The following is a 14982-nucleotide window of genomic DNA, read 5'->3' as shown; positions in this document are numbered from 1 at the left end:
CGGCTAGAATCCAAACGTCATTTGCCCCGGCGTTCGGATTTGGCCGGGGTCTATGCCTTCATGCTGCAAAAGCCGCATCTTGAGATCCAGCCCTCCACCGAACCCCACGAGCGACCCGTCCGATCCGATCACCCGGTGACACGGCACGATGATCGGCAATGGATTGGCATTGTTGGCAAGCCCCACCGCCCGTGCTGCACCCGGCTGGCCAATGGCTTTGGCGATATCTCCATAGCTCCTGACGCTGCCAAACGGAATTTGGACAAGAGCAGCCCAGACCGCGCGCTGAAAAACCGTTCCCTCCAGTTGATAGGGCAGGGAAAAGACCTCAAGCGTCCCTGCGAAATAGCCATCGAGTTGGCGGCGAGCCATCTTGAATCCGTCAGGATCAAGTGACCAGCCCGGCTCTATCTCGCGCGCTTTGCCGTCTTTGGGAAAATAAAGAAAGGTGAGCTTGCCTGACCGAGCGCCAAGCAAAAGCGGCCCGATCGGACTGTCGTGCAGGCAGCAGCAAATGGCCTCATCATTGATCATGCTCACCCTCCCGCCGATCCATTGCACGGCAGTTTAGGCGATTCGCTTGTGCAAGACCATGAATATGTTCTCTTTGTGTTCTTGCTATGCAACCGTTAGCATCGTAAGGTTGTTTTTGTGGATCCGACATCCAGAGATGGTTCGGGTGGCAAAAACCCGGATGGCAAAGCAAAGAGTGAGGCCCATGGTCGCGCATGTGAGAACTGTTTCCTTTCAGGGCATAGCGGCCGTACCCGTCGACGTTCAGGTGCAGGTGGCGCCGGGCCTTCCCGCCTTCACGCTGGTTGGGCTGCCCGACAAGGCGGTGGCCGAGAGCCGTGAGCGGGTACGCGCCGCCCTGACGGCGTCCGGCCTGTCGTTGCCGCCCAAGCGCATCACCGTCAATCTCGCTCCGGCTGACCTGCCCAAGGAAGGCAGCCACTTCGATCTTCCCATCGCGCTTGGCCTCATGGCGGCGATTGGCGCGATCCCGCCAGATGCGCTGGATCACTATACGGTTCTGGGGGAGTTGGCACTGGATGGCCGGCTTGCTCATGTGGTGGGAGCGCTGCCTGCCGCCATGGCCGCCAATGCGGATGACCGCGGTCTGATTTGTCCCGCCGATTGTGGTGCCGAAGCAGCTTGGGCTGATCCGGACATGACCATTCTTGCGCCTGACAGCCTCATCGCACTGGCCAATCATTTCAAGGGCAGTCAGGTGCTCTCACGGCCGCGTGCCTCGATCAGAAACGAGACCAATCAGCTCATCGACATGAGCGACATCAAGGGTCAGGAGATGGCCAAACGGGCGCTTGAAGTCACCGCCGCCGGTGGTCACAACATGCTGATGGTTGGCCCCCCCGGATCGGGCAAGAGCATGCTCGCTGCCCGCCTGCCAACGATCTTGCCGCCGCTTACCCCGACCGAATTGCTCGATGTCTCGATGATTCACTCCATTGCTGGCTTGTTGCCACAAGGTGAGCTTTCTGCTGCGCGCCCCTTTCGGGCGCCCCACCATTCCGCATCCATGGCGGCAATGGTCGGTGGCGGGATGAGGGCCAAGCCCGGCGAGGTCGCTCTGTCGCACAATGGCATCCTGTTTCTTGATGAATTGCCCGAGTTTTCGCCGCAGGTGCTCGACAGCCTGCGCCAGCCGGTGGAAAGCGGTGAGGCGGTCATCTCGCGCGCCAACCACCGGGTTACCTATCCGGCGCGCTTTCAGTTGATCGCGGCAATGAATCCTTGTCGATGCGGCCGGGCAGGGGAACCCGGTTATAGTTGCAAACGAGGCCCCAGGTGTGTTTCGGACTATCAGGCCCGCATTTCCGGTCCGCTCGTTGATCGCATTGACATTCGCATCGAAGTGCCCGCCGTATCGGCTTCGGATCTGATGTTGCCCTCTGCAAAGGAAGGCTCGGCCGAAGTCGCAATGCGCGTGCTTCACGCTCGTCTGTTGCAAAAGGAGCGTTATCTGGCCCTTGGTCTCGGTGCGCATACGGTCAATGCCAATTGCCCCGCAAGTACCATCGAGAAGGTCTGTCAGCCTAAGGGCGACGCTAGGCGATTGCTGGCGCAGGCGGCTGAAAGCATGGCTCTCTCGGCACGGGGCTATCATCGGATTTTGAAAGTGGCGAGAACCCTTGCCGATCTCATGGGCAAGGACCAGCCGGGCAAGGCAGAAATGGCCGAAGCCCTGAGCTACCGGATCGCGGCGACGTCTCTGGTGATGTAGGAAAATCCGACCATCGTCAGTCGAAGCTCTTGGAGGACCGTAGTTTCTTGAGCGCGCCGCGCTTGGTTTTGGAATCTGTGCGTTTTTTCTTGGCGGTTCTGGATGGCTTGGTGGCGATCCGCCTCTTGGGTCGATAGGTCGCCGCTGCGATCAGCGCGACAAGACGTTCCACCGCTTCCTCGCGGTTGCGCGCCTGCGTCCGGTGGGTCTGAACCTGCATCACCAGAATGCCATCCTGTGTCATCAGATGGGCCGCCTGTCGCTTCAGGTTGCCTTTGACATAGCCGGGCAGGGAGGGGGAATTGTCAACGTCGAAGCGCAGTTCGACAGCGGTCGAGACCTTGTTGACATTCTGCCCACCCGGACCCGAAGCGCGGATGAACCGCTCCTGCAGTTCTTCCGGGTCAAGACTGATGCCATCCTTGACGAAAATGCGTTCAGACATGATTCGGCCTCGAAACAATCGGCTCCTGCTCTGTCATCAAGGGGATGATCCTCTTCAAGAACGGGCGACGTGAATACAATCTGACAGGGAGCGGCGAGCTTTGCTGTCAGTCTTGTCTGATCGCGCCCTATCCGAAAAATTTGAAAAAGGAGATCGCGCGCCGGATGAGTCCCTTCTTCGGCAAATCCCCATAATAGCTGATGGCTGCCCGCCGTCCGATTTCAGAGAAGGTCGGATAAGGCGAAACATAGCCGGTGATGTCCTTGATATTCATCTTTTGGGACACGATCAATGCCCACATGTTGATGATTTCGCCCGCATTGGCGCCCACGACCGACGCGCCAAGGACCACCCCGCGCTTGTCGACGGCCACTTTGATCAGCCCCTTGGTCTTGCGTTCGGCCTGGGCACGATCATTCTCGCTGTAAGGCCATCTGAGAATTTGAAAGCCCTTGTGTCGTGCCCGTACCTGTTCTTCGGAAAGGCCGACATGGGCCAGTTCCGGATCGGTATAGGTCACCCACGGAATGATGTTGGTGTCCTGCTTGGCATTCATCTTGAAAAGCATCGAACGCACAACGAGCCCGGCGTGATAGCCCGCCACATGGGTGAATTGCAGCCCCCCGATCACATCCCCGATGGCATAGACCCTGCTGTTTGTTGTTATCAGATTGGATTTGACCGCAATGCCTTTCTCATCATATTTGATGCCAGCATTCTCTAACCCCAACCCTTCGACATTGGGTCGCCGTCCGGCTGCGATCAAAAGGTGCGTTGCCTCGATCAGCTCTTCCTCGCCGGTGTCTTCCCCCTTGTCGTCAAACACCTTGAGATAGATGCGCGCGCCATGCGGGTGAATCACTTCATTGAAGGCGAAACTGATGCGCGAAATCTGTACCCCTTCGCGTATTTCAACCCCCTCCTTGCGGAGCTGATCCAGGACGATTGCCGTCAATTCGGGATCATCCTTGGACAGGGCAGAGAAGGCCTCAAGCACGATCACCTCGGCTCCAAGCCGACGTTGAGCCTGAGCCATCTCCATGCCAATCGGGCCGCCGCCGATAATCACCAGCTTTTCCGGGCGTTCCTTGAGCGAGAAAAATGTCTCGTTGGTCAGATAATTGACCTCATCGAGCCGGTCGATCGGCAAAGGAGCGGGGGAGGAACCGGTTGCGATAACGAAATGCCGCGCCTTGATTTCGATTTCGCCATCCGCCGTGACCACCGTCTTGGCATCTTTGAACGAGGCCGCCTGCTGGATGACGCGCACGCCCAGCCCTTCGAAGCGCTCTACCGAATCGTTGGGCTCAATCGCGGCAATCACCGAATGAATGTGATCGTGCACGGCGTTGTAATCGACTTTCGGCTCGACCGAGCTGATGCCGAACGGATGGGCGGTACGCATGGACTGCGCCTGTTTGGCCGCCGCGATCATCGCCTTGGATGGCACGCAGCCATAGTTGAGGCAATCGCCACCCATCTTGCCCTTCTCGAGCAAAACGACATTCTCGCCAAATGCTGCCGCGGCGGCTGCAACGGTCAAACCTCCGGAGCCTGCGCCGATCACACAAATGTCGGTGGTTACTGTTTCGGTCATCGCTCAATCCTCAAAGGCTTTGCGCCTTGCTTGCTGCTCTATTGTTTGCGGCGATTTGACAGCCGGTTCAAGAGCTTTCTTCTAGCTTCGTACAAATCCCGCACACTTGCCAAGTTCAAAGGGCTGCTCGTTGAAAAATCGTTTGGTTCGCGAAAGGTCTGTTGACGGGAGCGGATCCGCCGCATGTGTGGCACTGGCCATTGGCTTTTGGCTCAATCGCTGGAGGTGGGCGCGTTCCTTCGTCGGCGTATGGCTTTGAGAACGGGCGGGATCAGGGCAACGACACCAAGCGCCGCAAAGGCCGCAATGAGCTCGCCCGTGATCAGGGCGCCCGGATCAAGCGTGAGCGAGCAATCGGGATTGGCGCTGCAGGCCGGATCAGCGGCGCGCTGCGCGGCAATCACACTGTCAAAGCCAGCTCCGATGAAGGCATAGGCGAACGTTCCGGGCAAGATGCCCAGCATCGTTGCCAGCACATAGGTGCCAAGGGGTACATTGAACAGTGCCGGGGCGATGTTGATGAGCCAGAAGGGAAAGACCGGGACCAGTCTGAGAAACAAAAGATAATTGAAGGCGTCCGAACGAAACCCTTCGGCAAACCGATGCACAAATCCGGTCGCCCGATCACGCAAGGACGAGCCGAGCACAGAGCGGGCGGCCAGAAAGATCAGCGTCGCCCCAAGGCTGGCCGCAAGCACGGTTGCAATGCCGCCAATGGCCCAGCCAAACAACAGCCCGCCAGCGATGGTGATGAAGGACGCTCCGGGGAAGGACAAGGCGACCGCGGCAATGTAAATCAGGCAATAGCCCAACAGAGTAAGGGCGAAGTGATCGGCAACGAGCTCGGCCAGCGCCGTGCGATGGCTGACCAGCGCATCAAGGGACAGATAGTGATGCCAGCCCTGTGCGTAACCGATCCCCATGAAGAGCAGGATGAGGCCAAGCGGCCCCCACCGCTTGAAGTGGGAGAACGCGCCTTGCTTTTCACGTTCGGTTTGGGTCGTCTGCTCTGCCATGGGCTAACAAGTTGCTCCTGATGCACCACTATAGGCGCGGACTGAATCGATTGCGCCGGATCTTTCGTCGCTGCACCCTATATATCGCGAATTTTGATCAATGTGACGCCTCTCACTGTCATTTGATCGTGGTATGGGGTATGGTCACGACGATGTGACAAGGCGACTTTCCGATCAAAGCGCGATAGCAACCGCCTTCTCGTCAACAAAACCCGCTATCCATTGGTGCAAATGCGCCTTTTTTCCTTCAGCCTGATTGACTCAAGGCGCGCATCAACTTATAAGCCGGGCCAAGTGTATCAGGTTCGCGGCAAGCGTCTCTATCGAGACGTTTTTTTGACCCGATCTGATGGGATTTGAAAAAATCAAAAAAGGGGCCGCGAGAGCGGTAGAAGCCCATGAAACGGACTTATCAGCCAAGCCGACTGGTGCGCAAGCGCCGCCACGGCTTTCGGGCGCGTATGGCAACCAAAAATGGCCGTCAGATTTTGGCGCGCCGCCGGGCAAAAGGGCGCAAGCGCCTGTCAGCCTAAGGCAAGACAATAAAAACCGTCAGACTTTGCGCCATGGCGTCAAATCTGGCGGTTTTGCATGTCTGGGCCTGAACAATGATCCCAAAGCGCACCGACGCGTGCGTCTGGGCGAGCCTTTCCCGGCTGTGGCTGGCAGAGGCGCATCAGGGCTTAGATACGCGCTTGACGGAGACATCGATGCTTCGATTGAAAAAGCGCAGTGAGTTTTTGACCGCGGCCAAGGGAGTAAGGCTCTCTCGTCGCGGTTTTGTGCTTCAGGTCTTGCGCCGCAAGCCCGAGGATGACGGGCCGCCCCGGGTTGGGTTTACCGTCACCAAAAAGGTCGGCAATGCGGTCGTGCGCAACCGCGTCAAACGGCGCCTGCGCGAGATTGCGCGGCTTCACGGGTCGGACCATATGCAAAGTGGCTGGGACTATGTGCTCATCGGGCGCATTGGTGCGCTGCATCTCCCATTCGATGCAATGGTTGCCGATTTCAAGGGAAGTTTGCGCGATGCCAGGGCCGGGAAGGGCACCAAGGGCCGCCCGTCAGGACGGGGTCGCCGCAAACCGGCGGCTGATCCGGTGCCTGCCCAAATGTCGGAAGCGCAAAAAACTCATTGATTTCGCCCACTCGTTGGACCAATAAAGGGGCCATTAAGAGGATCGGTCTAGAAACCGTGGGCATGAGTTCGACTGTCCGGCCTGCATAGAACCGCATGTCTCGGTGCCGGACCAGTTCAAATTGTTGCTCTTGACTCGGTGTCTCATCGTAGCCAAGTGCGACGGAGTAAGATGTGCCAGTTTGGTCGCGCGACAGCATTTGTTCGGTGGCCGTCCGGCGTCATAAACAACAGCATGGCGCGCCAATAATCTGAGCATATCGCCAATGCAGCACTGACCACAGGCATCAGGCTGCCGTTGAAACGGGATGAAGAAAGTCGATGGAAAATAATCGCAACCTCTTCCTTGCCATAGCCCTGTCCTTCATCGTGTTGTTCGGCTGGCAGTATTTTGTCGCCGGTCCGCAACTGGATGCAGAACGGGCAAGGCAGGAAGAACTCGCCGCGCAGGAAGCCGCGAAACAGGCCGATACCGCCAATCAGGAAACGGCTTCGAGCACCACCCCTCATGTGGCGACTGACGGCTCGGCTACGGTGCCCGGCACAGCTACTGCAACACGGGGCGTCGTACCGGCCAGCACGGACGAAGTTCTGGCCCAGTCTGCGCGCATCGAAATCGATACACCACGCCTCTCCGGTTCGATCAATCTGACCGGTGCGCGGATGGATGACCTTCACCTCAAGGATTATCGCGAAACCCTGGACGAAGACAGCCCGACCATCGTGCTTCTCTCGCCTTCTGGGACCGCCAAGCCCTACTACGCCGAATTCGGTTGGGTCGATAGCGCCGGTAACGCCGATTTGCCAAAGGCCGGAACGATCTGGTCCGCAGAGGAAGGCGCCAAGCTGACCCTTGATACGCCTCTCGTTCTGACATGGGACAACGGCGCAGGGCTCACCTTCACCCGCACCATCTCTGTGGATAAAAACTACCTGTTCTCCGTCACGCAGTCCGTTAAAAACAACACGGACGCTGCGCTGGCCCTTTATCCTTACGGCCTCATTTCCCGCCATGGTGAGCAGAAGACCTCTGGTCTGTACATTCTGCATGAAGGTCTGATCGGCGTAGCCGGTGACGAAGGCCTGCAGGAAGTGGACTATGGCGATCTAGAAGAGAACAAGATTGAACAGCCTGCGAAAGTGAGCAATGGCTGGGTTGGCATCACGGATAAATATTGGGCAACCGCGGTCATCCCGCCGCAGGGTCAGCCCTTCCAGCCGACCTTCCGCTACGCTCAGGTTGCTGGCAAGCCAGCCTTTCAGGCCGACTATCTGGGTGATGCGGTGAGCGTTGCCGCAGGGTCGAACGCCGAATACCAAACCTCCCTCTTTGCCGGTGCCAAGGAAGTCTCCACCATCAATCAGGTGGAAGAAACAACCAAGGCGCTCAATTTCGATCTGATGATCGACTGGGGCTGGTTCTACTTCCTCACCAAGCCAATGTTCGCTGCCATTGATTTTCTCTATGGCGTGTTCGGAAACTTCGGTGTTGCCATCCTGCTGATCACCGTCATCGTCAAGGCGATCTTCTTCCCGCTGGCCAACAAGTCCTATGCTTCGATGTCCAAGATGAAGCTGATGCAGCCGAAGATGGAGGAGATCAAGAAGCAATATCCTGATGATCGACAGGCCCAGCAACAGGCGACGATGAAGCTCTATCAGGAAGAGAAGATCAATCCGCTGGCTGGCTGTCTGCCGATTGTCATTCAGATCCCGGTGTTCTTCTCGCTCTACAAGGTGCTCTACATCACCATCGAGATGCGCCATGCGCCGTTCTTTGGCTGGATTCAGGATCTGTCTGCACCGGATCCGACCAACCTGTTCACCCTGTTCGGCCTCATCCCTTGGGATGCGCCCCACTTCCTGATGCTGGGTATCTGGCCGCTGATCATGGGCATCACCATGTTCGTGCAGATGAAACTCAACCCGGCACCGCCGGATCCGACCCAACAGATGATCTTCAACTGGATGCCAATCCTGTTCACCTTCATGCTGGCGAGCTTCCCGGCCGGTCTGGTGATCTACTGGGCATGGAACAACTCATTGTCCATCCTGCAGCAGGCTACGATCATGAAGCGTCACGGCGCCAAGGTCGAGATATTCAAGAATATCAGCGACACCTTCTCTCGCAAGAAGAAGGAAACCTGACAAGGGTTCCCAGTCCTGAGAATGCAAAGGGCGACCAATTGGTCGCCCTTTTTGTTTGGCGGGTGGGTATGTTGCGCGTTTGCCACGCGGTCACAAAAACCCGTGCGGGCATAGGGCTTCAGAGATTGCGCTTGGCACAAAGAATGGTAATTTCGCCCTAGAGTTTCTGATCTCCCTGTAAGGACGATTTTGATGATTTAAGGACCGCAGCGGTCTTCTGAGCGTTCCCGGCTTTCTTACAAAGCTCCACGCAACAATGGCCTGTCATGGTCGGGACTGCGTGTTGGCCGCTGCATGTTTCGTTGCCATCTTTCCTTCAACGAACGGATCTTTCATCATGCAAGACAAGAAACTGACCATCCCGAATCCCAGCGATCCCTATCCGATTCCCGCTTTCAAGCGCACGGCGTTCCTCAAGCCTTTGATCTCCAGCTCGATTATCGAGGTGGGAGACTTCACCTATTATGACGATCCGGACGGACCGGAACGGTTTGAAGAGAACAACGTTCTCTATCATTACGACTTTCTCGGCGATCGCCTAATCATCGGAAAATTCTGCGCTCTGGCGACCGGTGTGACCTTCATCATGAACGGGGCCAACCATGACATGCGCGGGTTGACCTCCTACCCCTTCGGCATCATGGGCGGTGATTGGGGCGAGGGCTTCGACATCGAGGAATTCAAGGCGCAATCGCGCGGCGATACCATCGTCGGCGATGATGTCTGGATTGGCCGGAACGCAACGATCCTGCCCGGCGTCTCCATCGGCTCCGGCGCAATCATCGCCTCGAACAGTGTGGTGAGCAAGGATGTCCCAGCTTACGGCATCGTTGCGGGCAATCCGGCCAAGCTGGTGCGGCACCGGTTTGATGATGACATCATTGGTCGCCTGATGGATCTGTCTTGGTGGGACTGGCCCGTCGAGATGATCACCCGCCACCGCAAGATCATTCAGGGCGCGGACATCACAGCGCTTGAGGAAGCCTCCAAGGATCTGGCCCACTATCTGGCGCTTGAGGCTCAATAAAGCGATTGCCGCTTGTATCCAGATGAAAGGCAGGCTAACCATGGCCTGCTTTTCCCATTTTGACAGATGACCCCTGACAAACGAACAATGACCATGAGCGATTCCGACAAGGCTCGCACCGAGCAAGACCCCACCGATCAGGCTCCTCAGAGTGTGGCCCCAGACAGCCTTGCTGCCCTTGTTGGCGATGACGAGATCGAACCGGCGCTGGCCGAACGCGGGCGTTTGCTCTTTGCGCAAGCGTGGGATTTCATGTGGGGGACCAAATTCTTCCATCAGCTGCCGCCCGTCGAGGGCGTAGAGGTGGCCTTTGCCGGACGCTCCAACGTTGGCAAGTCCTCCCTGCTCAATGCCATCACGGGCCGCAAATCCCTTGCGCGCACCTCGAACACACCGGGCCGCACCAAGGAGCTGAACTTCTTTCGCCCCGAGGTCGATCCGACGCTGGTGATCTGCGACATGCCCGGCTATGGCTATGCCAAGGCCTCCAAGAAGGAAGTTGCGGCCTGGAATGCGCTGATCCACGACTATCTGCGCGGCCGACCCAATCTGCGCCGTGTCTATGTGCTGATCGACAGTCGTCATGGGCTGAAGGACAATGACATCGAGGTCATGACCACGCTGGACAAGGCAGCGGTCAACTATCAGGTCGTGCTAACGAAGGTCGACAAGACCAAGCTGTCGGATCTGAATAAGGTCATGGACAAGGTCAAACTGGGCCTCAAGAAGCGACCGGCAGCCCATCCAGAAATTCTGCTCACCTCATCGGACAAGAAGATTGGCATCACACGCCTGCGCGCCGAGATGTTGCTGCTGTCCGAAGGGCAATGAGGACCGTTCTGTCCATCAAGCCTTCAATCTGGTGGATTGGGGCACCCTCGCATCTGTTCACATGGCATGCAGTGCGCGTCAGCACCGATTGCCCTTGACGGCCAATGACGCTATAGAGCTTGACCAACAGCCCATCTGCAAGCATACGGGACGTGCCATGACAACCGATCCAGCCGACATCCTCACCAAATCCGCAAATCGTGCCAAGACCATTTCCGAAGCACTGCCCTATATGCAGCGCTATGACGGTCAGTCGGTGGTGGTCAAATATGGTGGCCATGCCATGGGTGACGCGGAGCTGGGTCAGGCCTTTGCACGTGATATCGTGCTGTTGAAACAGTCCGGTGTCGAACCGGTGGTCGTGCATGGCGGCGGCCCGCAGATCAAGTCGATGCTTGAACGCCTCGGTATCAAGTCCGAATTCAAGGGTGGCCTGCGCGTGACAGATGCCCACACGGTCGAAGTGGTGGAAATGGTGCTTGCCGGTTCGATCAACAAGCAGATCGTGCGCAACATCAATGCCGAGGGTGGCCGCGCCATCGGCCTGTGCGGCAAGGATGGCAACATGGTGATCGCCGAAAAGCTCACCCGCACCATCCGCGATCCGGACAGCAAGATCGAGGAGATCGTCGATCTGGGATTCGTTGGCGATCCCAAGCAGGTGGATCGGTCCGTTCTCGATATCGTTGCCAAGGATGCCCTGATCCCGGTGATTGCACCCGTTGCACCGGGAGATGATGGCCAGACCTACAACATCAACGCCGATACCTTTGCTGGAGCGATTGCGGGTTCGCTCAATGCCAAGCGCCTTCTGTTTCTCACCGATGTCCCCGGTGTGCTCGACAAGGATGGTAAGCTGATGAAGCACCTGACCATCAGAGAGGCCCATGCGCTGATTGCTGATGGCACCATTTCCGGCGGCATGATCCCGAAAGTCGAGACCTGCATCGATGCTCTCAATAAGGGTGTTGAAGGGGTGGTCATCCTTGATGGCAAGGTGCCCCACGCGGTGCTGCTCGAACTCTTCACCGAGGGCGGCGCGGGTACTCTGTTGACCCACTGACCCGGTGGGGCTGATCACCGATCAAACATACATAAGGGGACAAACGCCCCCTTTTTGTTTGCGGGAAGAACCAAAAAGGGCGAGCCGCGAAGCATCGCGCTCACCCTTTGGATCTTTGTCGTTGCAAGCTGCCAGCGGACGCGCCGCGCCTATACAGCAGTCCGAACTTTGGGCATATGGCGCTTGTGATGAGCACCATGTGTTCCGAAAAGGCGCGACATCAAGCTGTGGAACTGTTTAGACCGTTCGAAATGGCCACGTGCTAGGGCAGCATCGATTTCGGATTGTGGCAAATATCTCATTTTCTGTTCCTCCTATTTGGAAACGAAGACAGATATGTTCCTAATTGACTGTAATATTAGCATAGGTGTTTTAAAGCGAGAAGGGATTCCGCGCTTATTGGAGGGCAGGAACGGCAGGAAAAACGGTTTGTCCTCCATTCGCCACCTGAACGGGCCTTTGGAGAAAAGAAATCAGTTCCTTTTCCCGCTTGATGAAAATATATGTTCTCATTAATTGGTTTATATCTGTGGATTATTCCGGCTTTTCGTTGAATATCGGAATATGTACCCGGGTTTGATATGGCGAAATGCATTCATTCCGCGCTGTTTGGCCGATGTAAGAAAATCGGTGCAGCCCAAAGCATTTGGGATAGTCCCGATTTCCCTTGACCGCTCTCAACCTTTATACTGCACAGTTGGCACCGTTGAACCGACGCACCCGTGAAGGAAGCAAGAATTGGCAGATCCGCACATCAAGTCCGAAATGGACTGGCTCGACTATCTCACCGTCATTACCTACCGGCTTGGATTCATTCTCGCTGTTCCGTCCATCCTGCTTTTGCCGTGGGAAGCGGAGACGGGATTTCCCGCGCTCAAGGCCTGCTACGTGGCGGCGACCATGTGCGCCTGCTGCCTGCACATTTATATGAAGTCCTTCCGGCTGCTTTTGCAGGCCGCGACGTGGGGCGGTCTGGTCTGCTATGTGCTCGGCTTTGGCATGTTCGGTCTGGGTGGGGCCTTCATCACCCTCGGCGGCCTCTGCTTCAAGGAATATTTTTGCTTCAAGGTTCCGGGTCTCAGGGCTCAGCCTGTGATTCTGGCCGCGCTGTGGTTTGCGCTGGTGTTTGACTTTGAGCCCGTCGCGCAGGTGCTGGCCGCCGCCTCGGCCCTGCTGTTCCTGATCGTCAGTATCGCAAAGTGGCGCATGCCGCTGCATTTCGACATCGGCGACAAGACCAAGTTCGAGGTCTGAGCAACTGGCCGCAGTCCTAGCCTTTATTTCTGGCATTTGGGACAGTGGAACGTCGACCGGCCGCTCTGCACGATGCGTGTGATGACCCCTGAGCAACCTTCCTTGGCACAAGGGTCACCCTCGCGGCCGTAGACCTTGAAGCGGTGCTGGAAATAACCCAGCGAGCCGTCAGCGCGGGTGTGATCGCGCAAGGTCGAGCCGCCCGCCTCTATGGCCTCGGCGATGGTGGCCCGGATTTCATCTGTCAGCAAAGAGAGCTTGGCCGACGGTTTGCCTGCCTTTGTCACCAAGGTGCCCGCCTGCCTTTTGGGATCGAGACCGGACCGATAGAGCGCTTCGCAGACATAGATGTTGCCAAGACCGGCGATGATATGCTGATCAAGCAGAGCCGACTTCAGCGGCGTCCGCTTGCCGGCAAATTTCTCTGCGAGATAATCGGCACTGAGCGCATTGCCCACCGGCTCAACGCCCAGCTTGGCAAAATAGGAATGCTCATTGAGCGTCAGGCGCGGAATGAGATCAAAAAATCCAAACCGGCGCGGATCATTATAAAGGATCACTGCCCCGCTTGAGAGCGTCAGCGCGACATGGTCATGCACCGGATTCTTGCCGCGCGCGAGATGAAAGCTGGCCTCTGCCACCAGATGGGCCTCATCGGGCGTCACCACGCGAAACGAGCCGGACATGCCCAGATGCATCACCAAAACCGCTCCGTCATCCAGATCGGCGAGTAGATATTTGGCCCGCCGCCCAAGCGAGAGGACGGTCCTCCCCGCTAGTCGGTCGGCAAGGTGCGGCGGGAAGGGGAAGCGCAGATTTTCGCGCCGGATCTCGGCTGCGGTGATGTCCGCACCTTCCATCACTGGCTGAAGGCCGCGCCGGACCGTTTCCACCTCTGGCAATTCAGGCATGATGCACCCTCACACTAATTCTTCGAGAGCAGCGAAGCAGGCGTCCAGATCACTCTCATTGTTGTAATAATGAGGCGAAATTCGCAGCATTACGGGCAGGTTTCTGCGCTCCGCATCCAGCAAAGAGCTGGCTTGGTTGGTCATGCCGATGGCAATGCCCTTCTCGCGCAGGCTGTTAACAGCGAACTGAGGGTCGAGGCCGTCGATCGTAAAGCTGACAATGGCGCATTTTTCCGCCCCCAGATCCATGATGGAGCAACCGGGCAGCTCGACCAGCTTTTCCCGCAAGTCTGCCGCCAGCATCCAGGCCCGCTGCTGGATAGCGTCCAGGCCAATGTCCATGGCGTAGTCACAGGCTACCTTCAGTCCGGCCCGAAGGGCATAGCTGTTTTCCCATGTCTCGAACCGGCGCGCGTCTGCACGCACGGCATAACGGCTGCTATCCACCAGAGGGGCGGAAAAATGGTCAAGGCTTGCGGGCTCAAGGCTTTCAAGCCATGTCTCCCGGATATAGAGGAACCCGGTTCCGCGCGGTCCGCGCAGGAACTTGCGGCCCGTTGCCGAGAGGAAATCGCACTGCAAGGCTTCGACATCAACCGGCATTTGCCCCACCGCCTGACAGGCATCCAGAAGATAGGGGATGCCGTGCTTCTTGGCGATGGCTCCGACGCCAACCGCCGGATTGACCAGCCCCCCATTGGTGGGCACCCATGTGATCGAGATCAGCGCAGTCCGTTCGGTGATCATGGTTTCCAAAGCCGTTAAATCGAGGGCACCGGTCTCATCATTCGGCACGATGTCGATTTCGATCCCCTCGGTTTTCTGGCGATGCAGATAGGCAACATAATTGGCTGCATATTCTGCCTGACAGGTGATGATGCGATCGCCCTTCTTGAGGGGAAGCGCATAGAAAGCCTGACACCACGCCACAGTCGCATTCTCCAAAATGGCAATTTCGTGCGGCTTGGCTCCGATCAATCGGGCAACCGACCCGTAGGTCGCATCCAGCATCTGGGCTTCCTGCGCATGCGCCTCATAGCCGCCGATCCTTGCCTCAAGGTCGAGATAGGACATCACAGCATCAACAACGGGTCGGGGCGCAAGTGCCGAGCCGCAGGCCAAAAGGTGAATGCCATGGGCGATACCCGGCGTTTCGGCGCGAATTTTTTTGATATCCATGGAGAAAACTCATGAGGCAAGCTGATCAGGAAGAGCGCACGCTAGCAGCAGGCTCAGGCAAGAACAAGGCTACCCTTCAAACCACAGACCAATAGACAGAGCAAGCGCGCGAGAAAACCGCATTCCCATCA

The 14982-nt window shown here is 57.4% G+C and carries 14 protein-coding genes; 8 read left to right on the top strand and 6 right to left on the bottom strand.

Going from position 1 to position 14982, the window contains the following annotated elements:
• Positions 1-3: 3 nt before the first annotated feature.
• Entirely contained in the window at positions 4-534 is a 531-nt protein-coding gene (locus tag CPH65_RS03155) for a methylated-DNA--[protein]-cysteine S-methyltransferase (RefSeq protein ID WP_096172091.1), read from the bottom strand.
• 184 nt (positions 535-718) lie between these two features.
• On the opposite strand from CPH65_RS03155, the gene CPH65_RS03150 reads away from it, so the two are divergent.
• Complete coding sequence (locus tag CPH65_RS03150) at positions 719-2245, top strand: YifB family Mg chelatase-like AAA ATPase (RefSeq protein ID WP_096172090.1); 1527 nt, start codon at positions 719-721, stop codon at positions 2243-2245.
• A 16-nt stretch (positions 2246-2261) separates the two neighbouring features.
• Here the strand turns inward: CPH65_RS03150 and arfB are convergent, their stop codons facing one another.
• From arfB to CPH65_RS03135, 3 genes are all read right to left on the bottom strand, one after another.
• Complete coding sequence (gene arfB, locus CPH65_RS03145; protein WP_096172089.1) at positions 2262-2690, bottom strand: alternative ribosome rescue aminoacyl-tRNA hydrolase ArfB; 429 nt, start codon at positions 2688-2690, stop codon at positions 2262-2264.
• Between the two features lie 127 nt (positions 2691-2817).
• Positions 2818-4287, bottom strand: coding sequence for an NAD(P)/FAD-dependent oxidoreductase (locus CPH65_RS03140; RefSeq protein ID WP_096172088.1), 1470 nt, complete (start codon positions 4285-4287; stop codon positions 2818-2820).
• A gap of 212 nt (positions 4288-4499) precedes the next feature.
• Positions 4500-5303 carry a TVP38/TMEM64 family protein gene (locus CPH65_RS03135; RefSeq protein WP_096172087.1) on the bottom strand — a complete coding sequence of 268 codons (804 nt, stop codon included), beginning with the start codon at positions 5301-5303 and terminating at the stop codon, positions 4500-4502.
• A gap of 398 nt (positions 5304-5701) precedes the next feature.
• Between CPH65_RS03135 and rpmH the strand changes: the two genes are divergently transcribed.
• The 7 genes from rpmH to CPH65_RS03100 all read left to right on the top strand — a co-directional run bounded on the left by rpmH (position 5702) and on the right by CPH65_RS03100 (position 12761).
• Positions 5702-5836 carry a 50S ribosomal protein L34 gene (gene rpmH, locus CPH65_RS03130; RefSeq protein ID WP_096172086.1) on the top strand — a complete coding sequence of 45 codons (135 nt, stop codon included), beginning with the start codon at positions 5702-5704 and terminating at the stop codon, positions 5834-5836.
• 177 nt (positions 5837-6013) lie between these two features.
• Positions 6014-6439: a ribonuclease P protein component gene (gene rnpA, locus CPH65_RS03125; protein ID WP_096176201.1), complete on the top strand. Its 426-nt coding sequence runs from the start codon at positions 6014-6016 to the stop codon at positions 6437-6439.
• A gap of 320 nt (positions 6440-6759) precedes the next feature.
• On the top strand, positions 6760-8586 hold the full coding sequence (gene yidC, locus CPH65_RS03120; protein WP_096172085.1) for a membrane protein insertase YidC: 1827 nt from the start codon (positions 6760-6762) through the stop codon (positions 8584-8586).
• A 337-nt stretch (positions 8587-8923) separates the two neighbouring features.
• Positions 8924-9613: a CatB-related O-acetyltransferase gene (locus CPH65_RS03115; protein ID WP_096176200.1), complete on the top strand. Its 690-nt coding sequence runs from the start codon at positions 8924-8926 to the stop codon at positions 9611-9613.
• Positions 9614-9706: 93 nt separating this feature from the next.
• Positions 9707-10444, top strand: coding sequence for a ribosome biogenesis GTP-binding protein YihA/YsxC (yihA, locus tag CPH65_RS03110; RefSeq protein WP_096176199.1), 738 nt, complete (start codon positions 9707-9709; stop codon positions 10442-10444).
• A gap of 157 nt (positions 10445-10601) precedes the next feature.
• On the top strand, positions 10602-11507 hold the full coding sequence (gene argB / locus CPH65_RS03105; protein ID WP_197703950.1) for an acetylglutamate kinase: 906 nt from the start codon (positions 10602-10604) through the stop codon (positions 11505-11507).
• A gap of 765 nt (positions 11508-12272) precedes the next feature.
• On the top strand, positions 12273-12761 hold the full coding sequence (locus CPH65_RS03100) for a DUF2301 domain-containing membrane protein (protein ID WP_197703949.1): 489 nt from the start codon (positions 12273-12275) through the stop codon (positions 12759-12761).
• A 23-nt stretch (positions 12762-12784) separates the two neighbouring features.
• On the opposite strand, the gene mutM is transcribed toward CPH65_RS03100, so the two are convergent.
• Together mutM and CPH65_RS03090 are read right to left on the bottom strand one after the other, a co-directional pair.
• Positions 12785-13672 (bottom strand): bifunctional DNA-formamidopyrimidine glycosylase/DNA-(apurinic or apyrimidinic site) lyase, encoded by an 888-nt coding sequence (gene mutM / locus CPH65_RS03095; RefSeq protein ID WP_096172083.1) that lies wholly within the window; start codon positions 13670-13672, stop codon positions 12785-12787.
• Between the two features lie 9 nt (positions 13673-13681).
• A complete protein-coding gene (locus CPH65_RS03090; protein WP_096172082.1) occupies positions 13682-14851 on the bottom strand; it encodes an aminotransferase class V-fold PLP-dependent enzyme in 1170 nt (389 codons plus the stop codon).
• Positions 14852-14982 lie beyond the last annotated feature (131 nt).

Origin of the sequence: Cohaesibacter sp. ES.047 (genome assembly GCF_900215505.1) — a bacterium.
In the GTDB taxonomy this organism is placed as follows: domain Bacteria; phylum Pseudomonadota; class Alphaproteobacteria; order Rhizobiales; family Cohaesibacteraceae; genus Cohaesibacter.
Note: the sequence above shows the minus strand (reverse complement) of the source record. Positions and strands in the feature narration are given on the sequence as shown.